At 63.5% G+C, this 20,204-nt stretch carries 17 protein-coding genes; 7 read left to right on the top strand and 10 right to left on the bottom strand.

What is annotated here, in order from left to right; all coding sequences use genetic code 11:
• The 5 genes from glgA (at position 1) to ACOZKU_RS02750 (ending at position 6,219) form a co-directional block, all read left to right on the top strand.
• On the top strand, positions 1–1,440 hold the full coding sequence (glgA, locus tag ACOZKU_RS02770; RefSeq protein ID WP_421577559.1) for a glycogen synthase GlgA: 1,440 nt from the start codon (positions 1–3) through the stop codon (positions 1,438–1,440).
• Between the two features lie 3 nt (positions 1,441–1,443).
• Positions 1,444–3,075 carry an alpha-D-glucose phosphate-specific phosphoglucomutase gene (locus ACOZKU_RS02765; protein ID WP_421577558.1) on the top strand — a complete coding sequence of 544 codons (1,632 nt, stop codon included), beginning with the start codon at positions 1,444–1,446 and terminating at the stop codon, positions 3,073–3,075.
• 1 nt (position 3,076) lies between these two features.
• Positions 3,077–5,047 (top strand): glycogen debranching protein GlgX, encoded by a 1,971-nt coding sequence (glgX, locus tag ACOZKU_RS02760; RefSeq protein WP_421577557.1) that lies wholly within the window; start codon positions 3,077–3,079, stop codon positions 5,045–5,047.
• 162 nt (positions 5,048–5,209) lie between these two features.
• Complete coding sequence (locus ACOZKU_RS02755) at positions 5,210–5,698, top strand: MaoC family dehydratase (protein WP_421577556.1); 489 nt, start codon at positions 5,210–5,212, stop codon at positions 5,696–5,698.
• Complete coding sequence (locus tag ACOZKU_RS02750) at positions 5,695–6,219, top strand: GNAT family N-acetyltransferase (protein ID WP_421577555.1); 525 nt, start codon at positions 5,695–5,697, stop codon at positions 6,217–6,219. Before ACOZKU_RS02755 ends, ACOZKU_RS02750 begins: the two co-directional genes overlap by 4 nt.
• Positions 6,220–6,221: 2 nt before the next feature.
• Here ACOZKU_RS02750 and ACOZKU_RS02745 read toward each other — a convergent pair whose 3' ends face one another.
• The 4 genes from ACOZKU_RS02745 to ACOZKU_RS02730 form a co-directional block, all read right to left on the bottom strand.
• Positions 6,222–6,770, bottom strand: coding sequence for a sarcosine oxidase subunit gamma (locus ACOZKU_RS02745; RefSeq protein WP_421577554.1), 549 nt, complete (start codon positions 6,768–6,770; stop codon positions 6,222–6,224).
• On the bottom strand, positions 6,763–9,756 hold the full coding sequence (locus tag ACOZKU_RS02740) for a sarcosine oxidase subunit alpha (protein WP_421577553.1): 2,994 nt from the start codon (positions 9,754–9,756) through the stop codon (positions 6,763–6,765). The genes ACOZKU_RS02745 and ACOZKU_RS02740 overlap by 8 nt, the downstream gene beginning before the upstream one ends.
• Complete coding sequence (locus ACOZKU_RS02735) at positions 9,753–10,097, bottom strand: sarcosine oxidase subunit delta (RefSeq protein ID WP_314086481.1); 345 nt, start codon at positions 10,095–10,097, stop codon at positions 9,753–9,755. The genes ACOZKU_RS02740 and ACOZKU_RS02735 overlap by 4 nt, the downstream gene beginning before the upstream one ends.
• Positions 10,098–10,164: 67 nt before the next feature.
• Positions 10,165–11,418 carry a sarcosine oxidase subunit beta family protein gene (locus ACOZKU_RS02730; RefSeq protein WP_421577552.1) on the bottom strand — a complete coding sequence of 418 codons (1,254 nt, stop codon included), beginning with the start codon at positions 11,416–11,418 and terminating at the stop codon, positions 10,165–10,167.
• Between the two features lie 437 nt (positions 11,419–11,855).
• On the opposite strand from ACOZKU_RS02730, the gene rpsU reads away from it, so the two are divergent.
• Positions 11,856–12,086, top strand: a complete 231-nt coding sequence (gene rpsU, locus ACOZKU_RS02725; protein WP_117370596.1) for a 30S ribosomal protein S21 — start codon at positions 11,856–11,858, stop codon at positions 12,084–12,086.
• A 225-nt stretch (positions 12,087–12,311) separates the two neighbouring features.
• Positions 12,312–13,196, top strand: coding sequence for a tetratricopeptide repeat protein (locus ACOZKU_RS02720; RefSeq protein WP_421577551.1), 885 nt, complete (start codon positions 12,312–12,314; stop codon positions 13,194–13,196).
• A gap of 119 nt (positions 13,197–13,315) precedes the next feature.
• On the opposite strand, the gene ACOZKU_RS02715 is transcribed toward ACOZKU_RS02720, so the two are convergent.
• The 6 genes from ACOZKU_RS02715 to ACOZKU_RS02690 all read right to left on the bottom strand — a co-directional run bounded on the left by ACOZKU_RS02715 (position 13,316) and on the right by ACOZKU_RS02690 (position 20,115).
• Entirely contained in the window at positions 13,316–14,716 is a 1,401-nt protein-coding gene (locus tag ACOZKU_RS02715; RefSeq protein WP_314086485.1) for an NAD(P)(+) transhydrogenase (Re/Si-specific) subunit beta, read from the bottom strand.
• Positions 14,717–14,726: 10 nt separating this feature from the next.
• Entirely contained in the window at positions 14,727–15,137 is a 411-nt protein-coding gene (locus ACOZKU_RS02710; RefSeq protein ID WP_023515780.1) for an NAD(P) transhydrogenase subunit alpha, read from the bottom strand.
• Entirely contained in the window at positions 15,137–16,291 is a 1,155-nt protein-coding gene (locus tag ACOZKU_RS02705; protein WP_421577550.1) for a Re/Si-specific NAD(P)(+) transhydrogenase subunit alpha, read from the bottom strand. Before ACOZKU_RS02705 ends, ACOZKU_RS02710 begins: the two co-directional genes overlap by 1 nt.
• 89 nt (positions 16,292–16,380) lie before the next feature.
• Positions 16,381–16,605, bottom strand: coding sequence for an aa3-type cytochrome c oxidase subunit IV (locus tag ACOZKU_RS02700; protein ID WP_314086492.1), 225 nt, complete (start codon positions 16,603–16,605; stop codon positions 16,381–16,383).
• Positions 16,606–16,856: 251 nt separating this feature from the next.
• Complete coding sequence (locus ACOZKU_RS02695; protein ID WP_314086495.1) at positions 16,857–17,627, bottom strand: N-acyl amino acid synthase FeeM domain-containing protein; 771 nt, start codon at positions 17,625–17,627, stop codon at positions 16,857–16,859.
• A 178-nt stretch (positions 17,628–17,805) separates the two neighbouring features.
• Positions 17,806–20,115: a putative bifunctional diguanylate cyclase/phosphodiesterase gene (locus tag ACOZKU_RS02690; RefSeq protein ID WP_421577549.1), complete on the bottom strand. Its 2,310-nt coding sequence runs from the start codon at positions 20,113–20,115 to the stop codon at positions 17,806–17,808.
• Between the last annotated feature and the right edge of the window lie 89 nt (positions 20,116–20,204).

The following is a 20,204-nucleotide window of genomic DNA, read 5'->3' as shown; positions in this document are numbered from 1 at the left end:
ATGAACATCCTTTCGGTGGCATCCGAAGTATTCCCGCTCATCAAGACGGGAGGCCTCGCCGACGTCGCCGGCGCGCTGCCGATCGCGCTTGCCGGGCATGGAATGCGCATGCGCACGCTCATGCCCGGTTATCCCGTGGTCATGCAGCGGCTGGGCGCGGTCGAGGTGGTCGCCGCGTTCGACGACCTGCTCGGCGAGCCCGCGCGCATCCTCGCCGCCACGCATGAAGGCCTCGATATCCTTGTGCTCGACGCCCCGGCCTATTACGACCGGCCGGGCGGTCCCTATGTGGATGCCACGGGCAAGGATTTTACCGACAACTGGCGGCGCTTCGCGGCGCTGTCCTTCGCCGGCGCCGAGATCGCCCGTGGCCTGCTGCCGGACTGGCGGCCGGACATCGTGCATGCGCATGACTGGCAGGCGGCGATGACCGCCGTCTATATGCGCTATACCGGGCTGCAGCACATTCCCACCGTCCTGACCGTGCACAACCTCGCCTTCCAGGGCCAGTTCGGCGCTGATATCTTCGCGGGGCTCGCGCTACCGCCCGAGGCCTTCACGATGGACGGGCTCGAATATTACGGCGATGTCGGCTACCTCAAGGGCGGGCTTCGCACCGCCTGGTCGATCACCACGGTCAGCCCGACCTACGCGCACGAGATCATGACGGCGGAATACGGCATGGGTCTCGAGGGCCTGATCAATGCCCGCTCCAGCGATCTCGTCGGCATCGTCAACGGCATCGACACGGCCGTCTGGAACCCCGAGACCGACGCCAACATCGCCCGCCCCTATGCCGCCGGCTCGCTCAAGCAACGCTCCGTCAATCGGCAGGCGGTCGCCGAGCGCTTCAGCCTGGAGAATGACACCAGCCCGATCTTCTGCATCATCAGCCGCCTGACCTGGCAGAAGGGCATCGATCTGATCGCCGAAGTCGCCGACTGGATCGTCGAGCAGGGCGGCAAACTTGCTGTGCTCGGCTCCGGCGATCAGGCGCTGGAGGGCGCGCTGCTGGCAGCCGCCTCGCGCCATCGCGGGCGCATCGGCATCGTCATCGGCTATAACGAACCGCTGTCGCACCTGATGCAGGCCGGCAGCGACGCCATCCTCATCCCGTCACGCTTCGAGCCCTGCGGCCTGACCCAGCTCTATGGCCTGCGCTATGGCTGCATTCCCGTCGTGGCGCGCACCGGGGGCCTTGCCGATACGGTCATTGATGCCAACGAAGCGGCGCTGTCCGCCCGCGTCGCCACGGGTTTCCAGTTCACGCCCATCAATGCCGACGGGCTTCGCCAGGCGCTGCGCCGGGTGTTCAAAGCCTATAACGAACCGAAAATCTGGGGCCGCATCCAGAACCAGGGCATGAAATCCGACGTTTCCTGGGAAAACAGCGCCGCGCGCTACGCCGACCTCTATTCCAGCCTTCTTTCGCGAGTGTAAGCCATGACCATCAAGACCGTCTCGACCACGCCCTATAGCGACCAGAAGCCCGGCACGTCGGGCCTGCGCAAGAAGGTCCCCGTCTTCCAGCAGAAGAACTATGCGGAGAACTTCATCCAGTCGATCTTCGACAGCCTGGAAGGCTTTGCGGGCCAGACGCTGGTCATCGGCGGCGACGGCCGGTTCTACAATCGCGAGGTCATCCAGCTCGCCATCAAGATGGCGGCCGCCAATGGTTTCGGCCGCGTGCTGGTCGGTCGCGGCGGCATTCTCTCGACGCCCGCCGCATCGAACGTCATCCGCAAGAACCAGGCCTTCGGCGGCATCGTGCTCTCGGCCAGCCACAATCCCGGCGGCCCGACGGAAGACTTCGGCATCAAATACAATATCGGCAATGGCGGCCCGGCACCGGAGAAGATCACCGACGCGATCTTCGCCCGCACCAAGACCATCGACAGCTACAAGATCGCTGATGTCGCCGACATCAATCTCGACCTGGAAGGCAGCCATGAGATCGAGGGCATGACGGTCACCGTCATCGATCCCGTCGCCGACTATGCCGAGCTGATGGAAAGCCTGTTCGACTTCGACGCGATCCGCCAGCATCTGGCCGGCGGCTTCCGCATCGTTTTCGACGCGATGAGCGCCGTCACTGGCCCCTATGCCAAGGAAATCCTAGAAAACCGCCTCGGCGCCGCCAAGGGCTCGGTGCTGAACTTCATGCCGCTGCCGGATTTCGGCGGCCACCATCCCGACCCCAACCTCGTGCACGCCCGCGCGCTCTACGAAACGATGATGGCCGAGGATGCGCCCGACTTCGGCGCCGCCTCCGATGGCGATGGCGACCGCAACCTGATTATCGGCAAGGGCATCTTCGTCACGCCTTCCGACAGCCTGGCGATGCTTGCCGCCAATGCCCATCTCGCGCCCGGCTATGCCAAGGGCCTTGCGGGCATCGCGCGCTCCATGCCGACCTCGGGCGCCGCTGACCGCGTCGCCGAAAAGCTTGGCATCGGCATCTATGAGACGCCGACCGGCTGGAAGTTCTTCGGCAACCTGCTCGATGCCGGCCTCGCGACGATCTGCGGCGAGGAAAGCGCCGGCACCGGTTCCAACCATGTGCGCGAGAAGGACGGCCTCTGGGCCGTGCTGCTCTGGCTCAACATCCTCGCCGTGCGCAAGGAAAGCACGCTCGCCATCGTCGAGCAGCACTGGGCGACCTATGGCCGCAACTACTATTCCCGCCACGACTACGAGGAAGTCGACACCGAAGCGGCCAACGGCCTGATGGCCAACCTGCGCGACCAGCTTGCCACGCTGCCCGGCAAATCCTTCGGCGCGCTCACCGTCGAGACGGCGGATGATTTTGCCTATAACGATCCGGTTGACCAGTCCGTCAGCAAGAACCAGGGTATCCGCATCCTCTTCGTCGGCGGCTCCCGCGTCGTCTTCCGCCTCTCCGGCACCGGCACGTCGGGCGCGACGCTGCGCGTCTATATCGAGCGCTTCGAGCCCGATGCCGCCCGCCACGCCATCGACACGCAGGAGGCGCTGGCCGATCTCATCGCTGTCGCCGACGAAATCGCCGGCATCAAGACACGGACCGGCCGCAACGCGCCGACGGTGATCACCTGACATGACCATCACCGTCCCCTCCTTCGCACCGGGCGCCACGCTCTCCGGGGACGGGGTGGAGTTCGCGGTCTATTCCCGCGATGCCGCTCGCGTCGAACTCTGCCTGTTCGACAATGACGGCGACAATGAACTCGCCCGCCTCGCCATGGGGCGGGACGAAAGCGGCTTCCACCGCGTCTTCGTCGAAGGCGCCACGGAGGGTACGCGCTACGGTTTTCGCGCCGACGGTATTTATTCGCCGGACCACGGCCTGTGGTTCGACCCAGCGAAACTGCTGGTCGATCCCTATGCCAAGCAGCTGGACCGTGCCTTCCGGCACGATGGCCGCCTCGCCGTCTTCAGTATCGACACGGCGGATATCGTGCCCAAGGCCGTCGTCGTGAGGGACCGGCCCGTCGCGATCAAGCCGCCGCTCTTCCGCCCCGGCGGCTTCATCTACGAGGTCGCCGTGCGCAGCTTCACCATGCTGCATCCCGAGGTGCCCGAGGCGATGCGCGGCACCGTCGCTGCGCTCGCCCATCCCGCCGTGCTCGCCCATCTGAAACGCCTCCGCGTCGATGCCGTCGAACTGATGCCCATCACTGCCTGGATCGACGAGCGCCACCTGCTGCCGCTCGGCCTTTCCAACAGCTGGGGCTACAATCCGATCGCCCTGATGGCGCTCGATCCGCGCCTCGTGCCCGGCGGCATGAAGGAGCTGGCCGACACGGTCGCAGCCCTGCGCGCCGAAAACATCGGCGTCATCCTCGATCTCGTCTTCAACCATTCCGGCGAGAGCGACCGGCATGGCGCGACGCTCTCCATGCGCGGCCTCGACAACCTCACCTATTACCGCCACGTACCGGATCGCCTCGGCGAGCTGATCAACGACACCGGCTGCGGCAACACCATTGCCGGCGAGCACCCCGTCGTGCGCCAGCTCGTGCTCGACAGCCTGCGCCATTTCGTGCGCCATGCCGGCGTCGATGGCTTCCGTTTCGACCTCGCCACGATTCTCGGCCGCGAGACGGACGGCTTTTCCGCCCGCTCGGCCCTGCTATCCAAAATCTGCGCCGACCCGCTGCTGAAGGATCGCGTGCTGATCGCCGAACCCTGGGATATCGGCCCCGGCGGCTACCAGCTCGGCAATTTCCCGGCCCCCTTCCTCGAATGGAACGACCGTTACCGCGACGACACCAGAACCTTCTGGCGCGGCGACAGCCATCGTCTCGGCGCCTTCGTCACCGCCTTCGCCGGCTCCTCGGATATCTTCTCGCGGCACGGCGGGGAGGAGACGCGCAGCGTCAATTTCCTCGCCGCCCATGACGGTTTCACCCTGATGGATCTCGTCTCCCACACCGTGAAGCACAATGACGCGAACGGCGAGGACAATAGGGACGGCCACAACGAGAACCATTCCTGGAACAACGGTGCGGAGGGCGCCACGACCGATGGCGCCGTGCTCTCCGCCCGCCGCGCCGATGTGAAGGCCCTCATCTCCAGCCTCTTCCTCTCGCGCGGCACCATCATGCTGACGTCCGGCGACGAGGGTGGTCGCAGCCAGGGCGGCAACAACAATGCCTATTGCCAGGACAATGCGATCACCTGGATGCACTGGGACCGGCTGGATGACGGCCTGATCGAACACACGGCCATGCTCTCGGCGATCCGCAAGCGGTTTCCCGCCCTTTCCGAGACGGCATTCCTGCGGGACGGCGACGTAGAGTGGCTGACACTTGCCGGCCATCCGATGAGCATCGGCGACTGGGAAGCACCGTTCAACGGCACGCTGCTGGCGCTTTTCAGGACGGCGGATCTGCAACAGCAACAGGGCGTCCGCCTCGCAATCGCCATCAACCGTACGCACGGTGAGCAGGCGCTGGCTCTGCCGCCGTCCGAAGGACACGGCTGGGTGAGCCTCATCTCCGTCAACCAACCGCCCGTCGGCCTGCTTCATCCCCGTAGCGTCGAAATTTTTGTCGAAAAGCACTGAACTTCATTGCCCGGACAAACCGTCTCTCTAAAGCAGTTTCAGCAAAAGTGCGCAGCGGTTTTGCGTCCGGAATTGCGCGGAAACAAAGAGATAGAGCGTTTCGCTTTTCGAAGAAAAGCGGAAGTGCTTTAGAAGGCGCCGAATCGAGCGGCAGGAAAGCATATGCCAGACAGCATTCATCTGAAGGACATCACCGCCCTTGTCGGCACGGAAATCGGCCTGTCGCGCTGGTTTACCGTCGATCAGACCATGATCGACCGCTTCGCCGTGGCGACGGAGGATCATCAGTTCATTCACACCGACCCGGTTCGCGCCGCTGCCGAAACCCCGTTCGGCGGCACGATCGCCCACGGTTTCCTGACGCTCTCCCTGCTGTCGGCGATGAATTACGATTGCGTGCCGCGCATCATCGAGCAGACGATGGGCATCAATTACGGCTTCGAGAAGGTGCGTTTCATGGCGCCGGTGAAGAGCGGCGCGCGGGTGCGCGGCCGCTTCATGCTCGCCGAGGCTCGCTTCCGCGGTGCGGGCATGGTGACGATCCGCTATGACGTATCCGTCGAGATCGAGGACGAGACCAAGCCGGCGCTGACGGCGGACTGGATCACCATCATCCAGTTCGATCCCAAGGATCGGCCGGAGGACATGTGAAGGTCCGCCCTGCTTTGGCCGAGGACCTGCCGGTCCTTCAAGCCTGCGACTTCTCCTTCCTCGTCGCGCGCGAGGCCATGCCGCCCTTCGAGGGCGACTGGCTGGCGCATGCGCAGCCGGTCGAGCCCTATCCCAAGAGCTACGGCTTCGATCCTGCGGAACTGGCGGAGATCCTGTGCGCCGAGGACAAGGCGCTGTTCGTCGTTCTCGGCGATGAAACACCCGTCGGCTATCTGGCGCTGTCGGTGGGCTGGAACCGCTTCGCCGTCATCGACGATATCGCCGTGGATGCCGAGTGGCGCGGCACCGGCGCGGCGCAACGGCTGATGCAGCAAGCCGTCCAATGGGCCGGCGAAAAAGTCCTGCCTGGCATCCGGCTGGAAACGCAGACGAACAATGTCGCGGCCTGCCGCTTCTATCTGCGCCAGGGTTTTACGCTCGGCGGCTATGATCGGCACCTATACGAAGGGCTGTCCCCCGGCACGCGGGAGACAGCCCTGTTTTTCTACCGCTTCCTCTGAGATCAGAGGCCGGCGTCTTCCGCACCCTCGACCAGCATGCCGAAGGCATAGGAGGAGAACGAACGCCAGCATTCGACGCGGTAATCCTCTTCGCCCGTGCGCAGCAGCACGATCTCGATCTTGCCGAGAACGGTGCGGGCCGCGGCACCGACCGGGAAGATCGCCTTGCCGAGATCGAGCGGGCAGGCCGCGGCGATGGCAGCGGCCGCGCCAGGGCCGGAGACGAGGATCGCCGTGTTGCGGTGGGAGACGTCGGTCGCCGAATGCAGCGCCGAGACGCCCGACGCGATGCCCATCAGGTCCGCACCATTCTCGTCGATCAGCAGCCATTCGTCCGGCCCGAGCCAGAGCGCATGACGGCCGCTGACGGAGGCCGAGGTTTTCGGGCGCTGCGGCAGTTCAAGGCCGAAGGCCAGCGACAGCGTGCCGATGGCGTCCGGACCGGCGCGCAACGCCAGGCGGGTTGCGGGGCCGGCGGGCGTGACGCGCGCGCCAGAGGAACCACCATGGCGGCCGGCGAGCGGCGCCTTGCGAAGAGCTTGATCAGCCATTGAGGCGTCCTCCTTCCTTGTCGATGAAGACCATGTCGCTGACCTCGACCGCAATCGTGCGGTCCGGCATCGGAACGTAGAGCGTCTGGCCCATGCGGGCCTGGCCGCCGGCGACGAGCGCCATGGCGATCGACCGGCCGCAGTTTTCCGACCAGTAGGACGAGGTCACGTGGCCGAGCATCGTCATGGGCTTCGGCTCGTTCGGATCGGCAACGATCTGCGCGCCTTCCTCGAGAACCACGTTCGGATCCTTCGTCAGAAGGCCGACAAGCTGCTTGCGCCCCTCCTTGACGAGATCGGGACGCTTCAGCCCGCGGATGCCGACGAAGTCCGTCTTCTTCTTGGAGACGGCCCAGCTCAGGCTGGCATCGTGCGGCGTCACCGTGCCGTCCGTATCCTGGCCGACGATGATGTAGCCCTTTTCGGCGCGCAGCACGTGCATCGTCTCGGTGCCGTAGGCGCAGGCGCCGAGCGGTTCGGCCCGTGCCCAGATGGCTTCCCAGATCGCTTGGCCGTAATCGGCGGGCACATTGACTTCGTAGCCCGCTTCACCGGTGAAGGACATGCGGAAGAGCCTGGTCGGCACGCCGCAGATCTTGCCTTCGCGAACGCTCATATGCGGGAAGGCTTCGTTCGAGATGTCGATGCCCTCGACCAGCGGCTCGAGGATTTCGCGCGCCTTCGGGCCCTGTACGGCGATGACCGCCCACTGTTCGGTGGTCGAGGTCAGCCAGACCTTGAGATGCGGGAACTCCGTCTGGAGATAGTCTTCCATGTGGTGCATGACGCGCGGCGCGCCGCCCGTCGTGGTGGTCACATGGAAGCGATCCTCCGCCAGGCGGCCGACGACACCGTCGTCATAGACGAAGCCGTCTTCGCGCAGCATGATGCCGTAGCGGCAGCGGCCGGGCTTCAGCGTATCCCAGGCATTGGTGTACATCAGGTTCAGGAACTCGGCGGCATCGGGGCCGACGACTTCGATCTTGCCGAGCGTCGAGGCATCGAACAGGCCGGCGGCATTACGCACCGTGCGGCATTCGCGGTTGACCGCGTCGTGCATCGTCTCGCCCGAACGCGGGTAGTACCAGGCGCGCTTCCAGTTGCCGACGTCTTCGAAGACGGCGCCATGCGCTTCTTCCCAGGCGTGCATGGGCGTCTTGCGGGCCGGGTCGAACAGGTCGCCGCGCGAATGGCTGATCAGCGCACCGAAAGTGACCGGCGTATAGGGCGCACGGAAGGTGGTGAGGCCGATCTTCGGGATCTCGCGGTTCAGCACTTCGGAGGCGATGGCCAGGCCATGGATGTTGGACAGCTTGCCCTGGTCCGTCGCCATGCCGTTGGTGGTGAAGCGCTTGATATGCTCGATCGAGTGCATGCCTTCGCGCACGGCGAGACGGATGTCCTTGGCGCAGACGTCGTTCTGGAAGTCGACGAAGGCCTTGACCGTCGTGTCGATGCCAGCGCCCTCTGCCGCACCCGCCATGCCGCCGGTCCATTCAAAGGCGTTTTCGCCGCGAAGCTCGACCTTATTGCCGCCTTCATTGCCGGTGGCGCGGGCCATCAGCTCGCCGGCCGCGAGCGATTCCTCGATCGTCGCCTGAAGACCGTCCGTGCCGTTGCACGAACCGACCGAAAGGCAATCCTGCGCATAGGTGCCCGGCAGGAAGCGACCGGTAGCGGCGTCATAAGCCACCTTGCCGCGCGACTGCGAGAAGAGATGCACGGAGGGCGTCCAGCCGGCGGACATCAGCAGCGCATCGACCGGGATCGAGCGGGCCGAACCGCCGCCGTTGCGGGCGACCGACATGGAGGAGACGCGCAGCTTGCCCTTGGTGTCGATGACCGAGTGACCGGTCAGAACCTCGATACCGAGCCTGCGGGCTTCGGTCAGCACGGCATCGCCGGGCTTTTCGCGGTTGTCGACGATGGCGGCGATGGTGACGCCGGCACGCTTCAGGTCGAAAGCCGCTTCATAGGCCGAGTCGCTCGCCGTATAGACGCCGACCTTGCGGCCGACGGCGACGCCGAAATGGTTGAGGTAGGTGCGCGCGGCCGAGGCGAGCATGATGCCCGGACGGTCGTTGTTGGCGAACACCATATGGCGCTCGATCGAGCCCGTCGCGAGAATGACGCGCTTGGCGCGGATCTGCCACAGCCGTTCGCGCGGCAGCTTCCTGTCCGGCTTGGGAAGGTGATCGGTGACGCGCTCGACGAGGCCGACGAAATTGTGATTGTAGTAGCCGAAGGCCGTCGTGCGGGTGAGAACGGTGACGTTCTCCATCGCCTTCAGCTTGGCGGCCGTCGCCTGCGCCCAGTCATAACCGTTCTGGCCGTCGATCTTGACGGACGTGTCGTAGTGCAGCGCGCCGCCCACTTCCGGCTGTTCGTCGACGAGGATGACGCGGGCGCCGGCTTCGGCGGCGGCAAGCGCTGCCGAAAGACCGGCAACGCCGGCACCGGCAACCAGCACGTCGCAATGATCGTAGCGGTTGGCGTAGTGATCCGGATCCTCTTCCGTCGGCGAGACGCCGAGACCGGCGGCCTTGCGGATGAAGGGCTCGTAGACTTTCTCCCAGGCGGCTTTCGGCCACATGAAGGTCTTGTAGTAGAAGCCGGCGGCGAAGAACGGCGACAGCAGGTTGTTGATGCCGCCGATATCAAAGGCGAGCGACGGGAAGCGGTTCTGCGATTCCACCTTCATGCCGTCGAAGACTTCCTGCACCGGCGCGCGCACGTTCGGCTGGCGGCGGGCGGCGTCGCGGGAGACGTCGATCAGCGCATTCGGCTCTTCCGGACCGGCCGAGAGAATGCCGCGCGGGCGGTGGTACTTGAACGAACGGCCGACGAGATGCACGCCGTTGGCGAGCAGCGCGGAAGCGACGGTATCGCCCACCAGCGCGTCGATGGTTTTTCCGTCGAAGGTGAAACGCGCCGTCTTGGCGGGCGTCAGGCGGCCCTGACCGGCAATGCGATTAGCACCGCTCATTTCGCGGTTCCTTCCGTGGCTTCATAGGTTTCGACGGTTTTCTCGGTGGCGGTGGTCACGCCGGGAATGTCCGGCTTCGGCTCACCGGCCTTGTAGCTCATATAGAACTTGTCGCTCACCGTATCGCGCGCCGCGTTGAAGAAGCGGCCGCAGCCGTGAATGTGGCGCCAGCGTTCGAAGATCAGGCCCTTCGGGTTGTCGCGCAGGAAGAAGTAGTCCTCGAACTCTTCGTCGCTGATCTCGGCGATATTGGTCGAGCGGGCGATATGGGCGTCGCCGCCATGGCGGAATTCGAGCTCGGAGCGCTCTTCCTCGCAATAGGGGCAGTAGATGAGAAGCATCAGGTTTCTCCTGTCCCGCGCCGGCCGGCCCTTCGGCCGCCGGACGCGCGGGGTGAAAAATGGGAACTCAGTGAGCCACGGCCGCAGCGGCTGCCTCGTCGATGAGACGGCCGGTGCGGAAGCGGTCGAGCGTCAGGCCGGAAGCCAGCTTGTGCGGCTCGCCCTTGGCGATGAGATACGCGAAGAGGTGGGCCGAACCCGGCGTCGCCTTGAAGCCGCCGGTGCCCCAGCCGCAGTTGACGAAGAGGTTCTTCACCGGCGTCACGCCCTGGATCGCCGAGCGATCCGGCGTGTTGTCGGTGATACCGCCCCACTGGCGCATCATCTTGACGCGGCGGAACATCGGGAAGAGCTCGCAGATCGCATCGAGCGTATGCGTGATGATCTGCAGGCCGCCGGTCTGGGAGTAGGAATTGTACTGGTCCGTGCCGGCGCCGATGACGAGCTCGCCCTTGTCCGATTGCGAGATATAGGCATGCACCGAGTTGGACATGACCACGCAGGGGAAGATCGGCTTCATCGGCTCGGAGACGAGCGCCTGGAGCGGAACGGAATGCAGCGGCAGCTTCACATCGGCCATCGAAAGGATTACCGAGTTGTGACCGGAGGCCGACACGGCGACCTTCTTGGCGCCGATGAAGCCCTTCGACGTCTCGACGCCGGTGACCGCACCATCGGGACCGCGACGAATGCCCTTCACTTCGCAGTTCTGGATGACGTGAACGCCGCGATCGGAGGCAGCGCGCGCATAACCCCAGGCGACGGCGTCGTGACGGGCCGTGCCGCCGCGGCGCTGAAGCGCCGCACCGTTGATCGGATAGCGGGCAGAGGCGGAGATATCGAGAACCGGCACGAAGTCCTTCGCCTGCTGCGGCGTCAGCCACTCGTTGTCGATGCCGTAGAGGCGGTTGGCATGGACGTGGCGCTGGAAGGACTGCTTGTCATGCACATTGTGCGACAGCATCATCACGCCGCGCGGCGAGTACATGACGTTGTAGTTGAGATCCTGGCTCAAGCCTTCCCAAAGCTTCAGGGAATGCTCGTAGATGTCCATGCTCTCGTCATAGAGATAGTTCGAGCGGATGATGGTCGTGTTGCGGCCGGTATTGCCGCCGCCGAGCCAGCCTTTCTCGATCACGGCGATATTCGTGATGCCGTGCTCCTTGGCGAGGTAATAGGCCGCGCCCAGACCATGGCCGCCGCCGCCGACGATGATCACGTCGTATTCCTTGCGCGGCTCGGGAGAGGTCCACTGCGCCTCCCACCCCTTATGGCCACGCATCGCCTCGCGGGCCACGGCGAAAACCGAATATTTGCGCATCCCGTATCCTCAAACGCTCGCCGGCCGCAGCCGGCTGTTTCCTGCCTCGATAGAAAGCAAATCCTGACGCCGGACGCCGTATCCTTTGCGACGCATTCAGGCGCACCTTGTACCACATGCGACATGACCGGTGTCGCGTGTTTGATGTTTGCCTTCAAAGCACCCGGCATCTTGAAGGAAAGCAAAACCGGCGCCCCGCCCTCCCGAAAAAATGGCGACTTCAAAGCCTCGACAAGACACGCCAACACTCGACATGCGTCCGGCTTGCGGGCCCTCCGCGCAAATATCCTTAATAGGCGGGCGCTTCAGGCTGGACTTCCCTGCCGGCATCTGTTATCGGACGCCCCAATTGCCAGCCTGCGGGCTGAGCGAACGTAATCTATTTGCCTGGCGACCTGTGCTCGCGGGGCTTACAAAACCAAAGGAACGGGATTCTCGTGCAGGTACTTGTCCGCGACAACAACGTTGATCAGGCTCTCCGCGCTCTCAAGAAGAAGATGCAGCGTGAAGGCATCTTCCGTGAAATGAAGATGCGCGACTATTTCGAAAAGCCTTCTGAGAAGCGTGCGCGTGAAAAGGCCGAAGCCGTTCGTCGCGTTCGCAAGCTGGCCCGCAAGCGCGCCCAGCGTGAAGCTGGCGGCGTCTCCGCTCGTCCGGGCGCCCGTTAATCGGTCGTCTTTTCGACGTTTTCGGATGAAAGACCGGGCGGGGGCGAATATTTCGCCGCCGCCTTTTTTGATGTGAAAGGAAGGTTTTCACTGTTGTGAAAGACTTCCCGTGCAATTCCGGGCTAAATCGCTACGCACTCTTGCCGGAATTGCCTTCAAGGCCGTAGCCTATGTCTTCACGCATGAAGCGTCGAAGACGCCCATTTTGAGGATTCGCACTTGGACATGGCTGCATCTACCGGGTTCCCGATCGATCGTCTCCCCTCCTCGGCCGCCCGCATGCGCCGCCCCCTGATGGCCGCCGTGGCGGCCACGTCGCTTGCGCTTTTTCTAACCGGCTGCCAGTCGACGACGTCGACGGATGTGCTGAAGGTCGAGCGCGCCCAGGGCTCGCAGGAAAACATCGCCTCGCTCTCGGCCGTCATCTCCGCCAATCCGCAGGATCCGGAAGCCTATAATGTGCGCGGTTCGGCTTATGGCCGTGCCGGCGAGCATCGTCGCGCGCTCGACGACTTCAACCGCGCCATCGAGCTCAAGCCGCGTTTCTACCAGGCCTACGCCAACCGCGCGCTCGTCGAGCGCAACATGGGCGACCAGGCGCAGGCGGCGGCGGACTACAACACCGCACTGCAGCTCAACCCGAGCTATGACGTCGCCTATATCGGCCGCGGCAATCTCTACCGCCAGGCCGGCCGCCTCGACGAAGCCTTCCGCGATTTCAACAAGGCAATCGAACTCGATACGACCGATCCGCGCGCCTACCACAATCGCGGCCTGATCTTCCAGGCACGCCGCCAGCACGACAAGGCGATCGAGGACTTCTCGAAGGCCATCTCGCTCTCGCCGAACTCGGCCGAACCCTATAACGGCCGCGGCATTTCCTACGCCGCCAAGGGCGACGACGACAATGCATTCCAGGATTTCAACACCGCCATCAACCTCGACGGCAAGCTGGCGGAATCCTGGGCGAACCAGGCGCTGATCTATGAACGCCGCGGCGAGATGAGCAAGGCGTCGAAGTCCTATGCGCAGGCGCTGCGCCTCGACCCGAACTATGCCCCGGCCAAGGCCGGCCTCGCCCGCTCGAAAGGCGGCGCCCAGCCGAGCTGATATCAGGCCGATAGAAGATACAAAAAAGCCCGCGATCGTCTCGCGGGCTTTTTCATTTCGGAGCATTCGTTCAATGCCTAGCCCGACGCCGAAGCGATGCTTCGACGTCGGATATTGTCTCAGTGGTTCATGGCCTTGACGATATCGTCCGTCATCTTCTTGGCGTCGCCGAGCAGCATCATCGTGCCGTCTTTGTAAAACAGCGTATTGTCGATGCCGGCATAGCCGGAGCCGAGCGAGCGCTTGACGAAGAGGCAGGTCTTGGCCTTGTCGACGTCGAGGATCGGCATGCCGTAGATCGGCGAGGACTTGTCGTCGCGCGCGGCCGGGTTCGTCACGTCGTTGGCGCCGATGACATAGGCGACGTCCGCCTGGGCGAATTCCGAGTTGATGTCCTCAAGCTCGAACACTTCGTCATAGGGCACGTTCGCTTCGGCGAGCAGGACGTTCATATGGCCCGGCATGCGGCCGGCGACCGGATGGATCGCGTATTTCACCTCGACGCCGTTCTTCTTCAGCGCATCGGCAAGCTCGCGCACGGCATGCTGCGCCTGCGCCACCGCCATGCCGTAACCCGGCACGATGATGACCTTTGAGGCATTGGCCATCAGGAAGGCCGCGTCATCGGCCGAGCCCTGCTTGACCGTGCGCTGCACGCCGTCATCGCCGGCTGCAGCCCCGCTGTCACCGCCGAAACCGCCGAGAATGACCGAGATGAAGGAGCGGTTCATGCCCTTGCACATGATGTAGGACAGGATCGCACCCGACGAACCGACCAGCGCGCCGGTGATGATCAGCGCGAGATTGCCGAGCGTGAAGCCGATACCGGCCGCCGCCCAACCCGAATAGGAGTTGAGCATGGAGACGACGACGGGCATGTCCGCGCCGCCGATCGGCACGATCAGGAGCACGCCGAGCGCCAGCGCCAGCATGACGATCAGCCAGAAATCGAAATGGCTTTCCGACAGCGTCAGGCCGACGATGAAGAAGACGATCGCCGCCAGCAGCACGATATTGATGACATGCCGGTAGGGCAGCATGATCGGCTTGCCGGACATGCGGCCGTCGAGCTTCAGGAAAGCGATGATCGAGCCGGTGAAGGTGATCGCGCCGATGGCCGCACCCAGCGCCATTTCGACGAGCGCCTGGCCGTGGATCTCGCCGACCTGGCCGATACCGAAGGACACCGGCGAATAAAGCGCGGCGGCGGCCACCAGCACGGCGGCAAGGCCGACGAGCGAGTGGAAGCCGGCGACGAGCTGCGGCATCGAGGTCATCGGGATCGAGCGGGCGATATAGGCGCCCGCACCGCCGCCGATGGCAAGGCCGAGCACGATGAGCACGAGGCCACCGAAGGACGGCGTTGCCAGAAGCAGCGTCGTGCCGATGGCGATGCCCATGCCAATCATGCCGAGCATGTTGCCGCGACGGCTGGTCGTCGGATGTGACAGGCCGCGGAGCGCCATGATGAAGAGTACCCCGGAAACGAGGTAGAGGAAGGCTGCGAAGTTAACGTTCATCGGTCCGCCCTCACTTCTCTTTTTTCTTGTACATCGCCAGCATGCGCTGGGTGACGAGGAAGCCGCCGAAGATGTTGACGGAGGCGAGGATGAGCGCGACGAACCCAAAGCCGGTCGCGACACCCGAAAGCGAGATGCCGACGGCCAGAAGCGCGCCGACGACGATGACCGAGGAGATCGCGTTGGTGACGGCCATCAGCGGCGTGTGCAGCGCGGGCGTCACCGACCAGACGACATAATAGCCGACGAAGATCGACAGTACGAAGATCGCAAGCCGGAAGACGAAGGGATCGATCGCGCCGCCGGAAACACCATGGGCCGCGGCTGCAGCCGCATCCGGCACATATTCGGATGCCGCGCGAACGGCTTCGACAGCACGTTCGAGATCGGTGATTGCCTTGTCGAGAAGTTCGTTCGCCATCACTTACCCTCCCCTTGCTGAACCGAGCCGCCGAAGTTCGGATGCACCACGGCGCCGCCGTTGGTCAGCATCGTCGCCTTGACGAGTTCATCCTCGACATTGACCGAAACCGATTTCGTTTCCTTGTCGACCATGGTCTCGAGGAAGGTAATGAGGTTCTTGGCATAAAGCGCGGAAGCCGACGCCGCTATACGGCCCGGCACATTGAGATAGCCGATAACCCTGACGCCCTCGACTTCGACGACCTTGCCGGGTTCCGAGCCCTCGATATTGCCGCCGCGTTCGACCGCAAGGTCGACGACAACGGAACCGGTGCGCATGGCCGCCAGCATCTGGCGCGTCACGAGACGCGGGGCCGGACGGCCGGGGATAAGCGCCGTCGTGATGACGATGTCCTGCTTGGCGATATGGTCGGCCACGAGCGCCGCCTGCTTCGCCTGGTACTCCTTGGACATTTCTTTCGCGTAGCCGCCGGCGGTTTCGGCGGCCTTGAACTCGTCGTCCTCGACGGCAATGAACTTCGCGCCGAGCGAGGCAACCTGTTCCTTGGCAGCCGGACGCACGTCCGTCGCGGAGACGGCGGCCCCGAGGCGGCGGGCGGTGGCGATGGCCTGAAGGCCGGCAACGCCTGCTCCCATGACGAAGACCTTGGCAGCCGGAACGGTGCCGGCGGCGGTCATCATCATCGGCATCGCGCGGTCGAACTCATGGGCGGCGTCGATGACGGCCTGATAGCCGGCAAGGTTGGCCTGCGAGGACAGGATGTCCATCGACTGGGCCCGCGTGATGCGCGGCATCAATTCCATGGCAAAGCTGGTGAGACCGGCCCTCGCCATCTCGGCGATGGCGGCTTCGTTGCCGTAGGGATCCATCGTGGCAATGACGATGGCGCCGGACTTGTAGGTCGCAATCTCGGCCGCGGTTGGCCTGCGCACCTTCAACACGACATCGGCGGCATTCGCCTCGCCTGCGCCTACGATGCGCGCCCCGGCAGCCTCGTAATCGGCATCCAGGATTCGGGACCGAAGCCCCGCGCCGGTCTCGACGAGCACGTCGAGACCCAGGCTCTTCATTTTCTTGACTGTTTCAACGGAGCCCGCGACGCGGCCCTCCGCTGCATCGCTTTCCCGTGCTATAAAAACACACTGACTCAAACCGTGGTCCTCCCCCCGAGACTGGCCGTGTAGGATCACGGCGCCGAATGGCGCCGCGACAAACTGCAAATGAAATGCAGATGTTCAGATCAACGAAGCAGGATGAACCCGACGACGTTGAGAATGATGAGCAGCAGCAGCGCGCTGAAGAAGCCGGCGCTGGTGAAGAAACCGGCAGCCATGGCAATCAGCAGGGTAACGCAGAACAGCGTGCCGTACTTGGCGCCGGCGATGAAGAGGTTGTAGGTCTTCTCGTGCTCCGGGTAATCCATCGGAGCGCCCATTTCGACGGGTCCGGAATGATGTTCAGCCATAGTACCTTCTCCTAAGCACCTGCGTCGCCAGCCGGAACACTCTCCACCCGACGAGCGCCTAATATTCCCTGGACCCAAGGCGGTCCGTTTTTCCCTCATGCGCGAAAGCGCAATGTCTTTCAGGCCATACACGTTGGACCGGCAAAGCGCAACGGCAAGGACGGGGCTGCTTTCGGCCCTGTATCGTTTCCGAAACAGAACGGGCCGGTTTCCTTCGAAACCGGCCCGTCTGCGACATCGTTACGCGTGTCTCAGCCGGCGTAGGCGTTGCCGGAAATCTGAATCTGGCCATGGCCGAAATGGGCGCGGCGGGCGGTCGGGCGCACGGTCAGCGGGCTGAACGGCATGTCGCCGCCGCGCGCGAACATCATGCGGCGCTCATAAGCTTCCGACTTGAAGAACGGGAAGCGCTTGTAGAGCGGCGGCAGCGTTTCCTTGGTGCGGGTCGCCATCAGGGTGAGATCGATGTTGTAATCGCCGCAATCCTTCTGCGGCTCGACGATCGTGTCCGCATCGAAGACGCGCTTGTAGAAAGCCGCATGCTGCGGCTTGACGAGCTGCAGGCAGCGGTCGACGGCAAAATAGTCCGTCGCCATGGTGGCGATGCGCAGCGTCAGATACGGGATCGCCGGCATTTCGCGCAGCACCAGCGGATCGGCCGCCAGACGCACCGGATCGATCAGCGACATGCCGGCATCGAGGAAGGCGTTGATCTCGTTCGGAAAGATCGAGCCCGACGAGCTGACGCGGTGCTCCGGCGTCACATGATGCAGGCGCACCGTCGAGATCAGGCGCTCTTCATAGTAGATGCCGAAGACATAGGCGTGGCTGTCGAAATCGATGTCGTCGATCAGCGTGTTGCCCTTGAGCGGCAGGATGTCGGCCATCTTGTAGGCTTTGAAGCGGATGCGCGCGACCTCTTCCATGTCCTCGCCCGTTTCCACCCGGCGGTATTCCACCCGGTCGAGCAGTTCCAGAAGCTTGTCCGAAAAACGATTGGTCGCCGTATCCACGCTCGCCATTGCGCGCACATCCCCGATTGAAAGCCGGCAGCCACCGAGCTGCCATCACTACAATCGTCGATATACGACAATTTGTGTAAAATACCATTCATTAACCTTAATATGTGGTTAACGCTAATTTTGAATAAACTGATATTGCGTATCGATTTCATACGCTGTCGAAAAAAGCTGAGGAAAATCAGGCGACGCGACGGCCGCTGCGATGGGAATTGCCGGGCGTGCCGCCGAGCGTCTCGTAGAGATCGCGCAGCGCGCTGAGCGACATCGGGGCCGCAAAGACATAACCCTGCACGAGATCGGCACACTCATACTTGTTGATGAGCGCCAGCTGCTCCTGCGTTTCCACACCTTCGATGACGATGCGCAGGCCCAGTTCGCGCGACAGGTTGACCGTGCCGCGCAGCAGTTTGAAGCGACGCGCGTCCTCGCCGATATTGCGCACGAAGGACCGGTCGATCTTGATGAGATCGAGCGGCAGCTGGTCGAGATAACTCAGGCTGGAATAGCCGGTGCCGAAATCGTCGATGGCGATCGTGATGCCGCGGGCGCGCAGTTCCTGCAGGATCGCCTGCACCTTCACCGGCTCTTCCATCAGGCAGCTTTCGGTGACTTCCAGATGCAGCCGATGCGGCGCGAGCCCGGCCGTTTCCAGCGCTTCGGCGACGAGGTCGACGATGCCGGTGCCGCGCAAATCCTGCACCGAGAGATTGACCGACACGCTCATATGCGCCGGCCAGGTCGCGCAGTCGGCGCAGGCGCGCATGATCATGAAGCGCGTGATATCGGAGACGATGCCCATCTCCTCGGCGATCTGGATGAAGACGTTCGGCGCGACCGGACCGCGTTCGGGATGCGTCCAGCGCGACAGCGCCTCGCAGCATTCGATGCGGGACCCGTCCGGTACGAACATCGGCTGGTAGGCGACCGACAGCGCATTGTCGTTGATCGCCTTGCGCAGGTCGTCCTTCAGCTTCTGCCGGTCGACATAGCGCGCATCCATCTCCTGCTCGAACAGGGTGAAACCGCCCTTGGCGCGCGACTTGGTCTCGAAGAGCGCAAGATCGGCGCGGATCTGCATTTCCTCCAGCCGGAAATCCTCGCTCGGCACAGTGACGCCACCTGCGGAGAAGGAGACCTGGAGCGTCGTGCCGTCGAAGGCATAGGTGCCGCGCAGCTGTTCATGGACGCGGCGCATGCGCGTTTCCAGATCGCGGCGATTGCCCTCATTGGGGAAGAACAGAATAAATTCGTCGCCCATCAGGTGCGCGGCCAGCACCTTGTCGCCGGCCAGGCGGCGCACGCGCTCGGCGATGGCGCACAGCAGCCGGTCCCCGGTGACATGGCCCTTCATGTCATTGACATGCTTGAAGTCGTCGACATCGAGGACCATGAAGCCGACCGTACCGGGCTTCTTGCGCTCAGCCAGCGCTTCCTGGACGAGATCGGCGAAATAGGTGCGGTTGGGCAGGCCGGTCAGGCTGTCGTAGCGCACCATGTGCAGGATCTTGTTTTCCGCCCGGACACGCGCCGTGACGTCCTCAAAGATCAAGACGGCGCCGCCGTTTTCCCGCGTCGACGCCGTGAATTCGAGATAGAGCCCATCTGTTACCTGCACGAGCGCGCGCGAGCGTTCGCCTTTCAGGAGCTCGTCGAGCTGGCGCAGGATCGCCTTGCTCTGATCGGCGTTGAAGAAGGTGTTGCGCACGCCATAACGCAGCACGACGTCGAGATGGCAATCCTTCAGCCGTTCCTGACTGCCGAGATGCAGGAGTTCGCAGGCGCGGCGGTTGGCCACGAGGATGCGGTGATCGGCATCCAGCATGAACAGACCGTGCGGCATGTTGTTCAATGCGGTGTCGAAACGGTCGGCGATCGTCGAAATCTCGCGTGCGGCCAGCACGTTCTCATAGAGGAAGGCGCGCACGCCATTCGCCATCATGCGCGTCGTCAGGATGAAGGGCAGGATGAGGACGGCGAGCACCGCATGATAAAAATCCTGCAGGCCGAGGAAGCCGAGCACCATCGGAATACAGGCCGACAGCGTGATGTAGTCCACGGCGCGCCGTGAGCCATAGTTGCGGCCGACCACCGAAACCATGGTGGCGAGCGTCACGGAAATGCACGCGAGTTCAGCAAAACTGTCGCGGCTGACAAGAAGGCTGTAGCCGCAGGCCGAACCGAGCACGACGGTCGTACCGACGGCGCCGGTATTGTACCAGTTTTCCCAGAAGCGGATGCCGTCCATGTCGAGCGCGTTTTTCTCCACGCGGTCGAAGCGACGCATGCCCTGCGCGCGCAACGACCAGACAAGCACGACCAGCGCGCTGCAGGCGAGAAAGAACGGATCGGCGGTCTTTGCGTAAACGAAGGAGAACGTGATGACATGCGAAATCATGCCCACGAAAAGGGTCTGGCGATTCCCGTACAGCGAGCTGACGAACGAAAGGTACACATCAGCTGGCAGTGTATTTTGACCCTTATCCTTCATGGACTCGGCACTCCCTATGACGAGTGAGGGTTACCGGCCAACATTTAATGAATGATTTCGGGAAATTACCCAATAACAAGGGTACCCGC

This window comes from Shinella sp. M31, from assembly GCF_049199205.1.
In the GTDB taxonomy this organism is placed as follows: Bacteria; Pseudomonadota; Alphaproteobacteria; order Rhizobiales; family Rhizobiaceae; genus Shinella.
The sequence above is the reverse complement of the archived record's forward strand: the minus strand, read 5'-3'. Positions and strand labels throughout refer to the sequence as shown.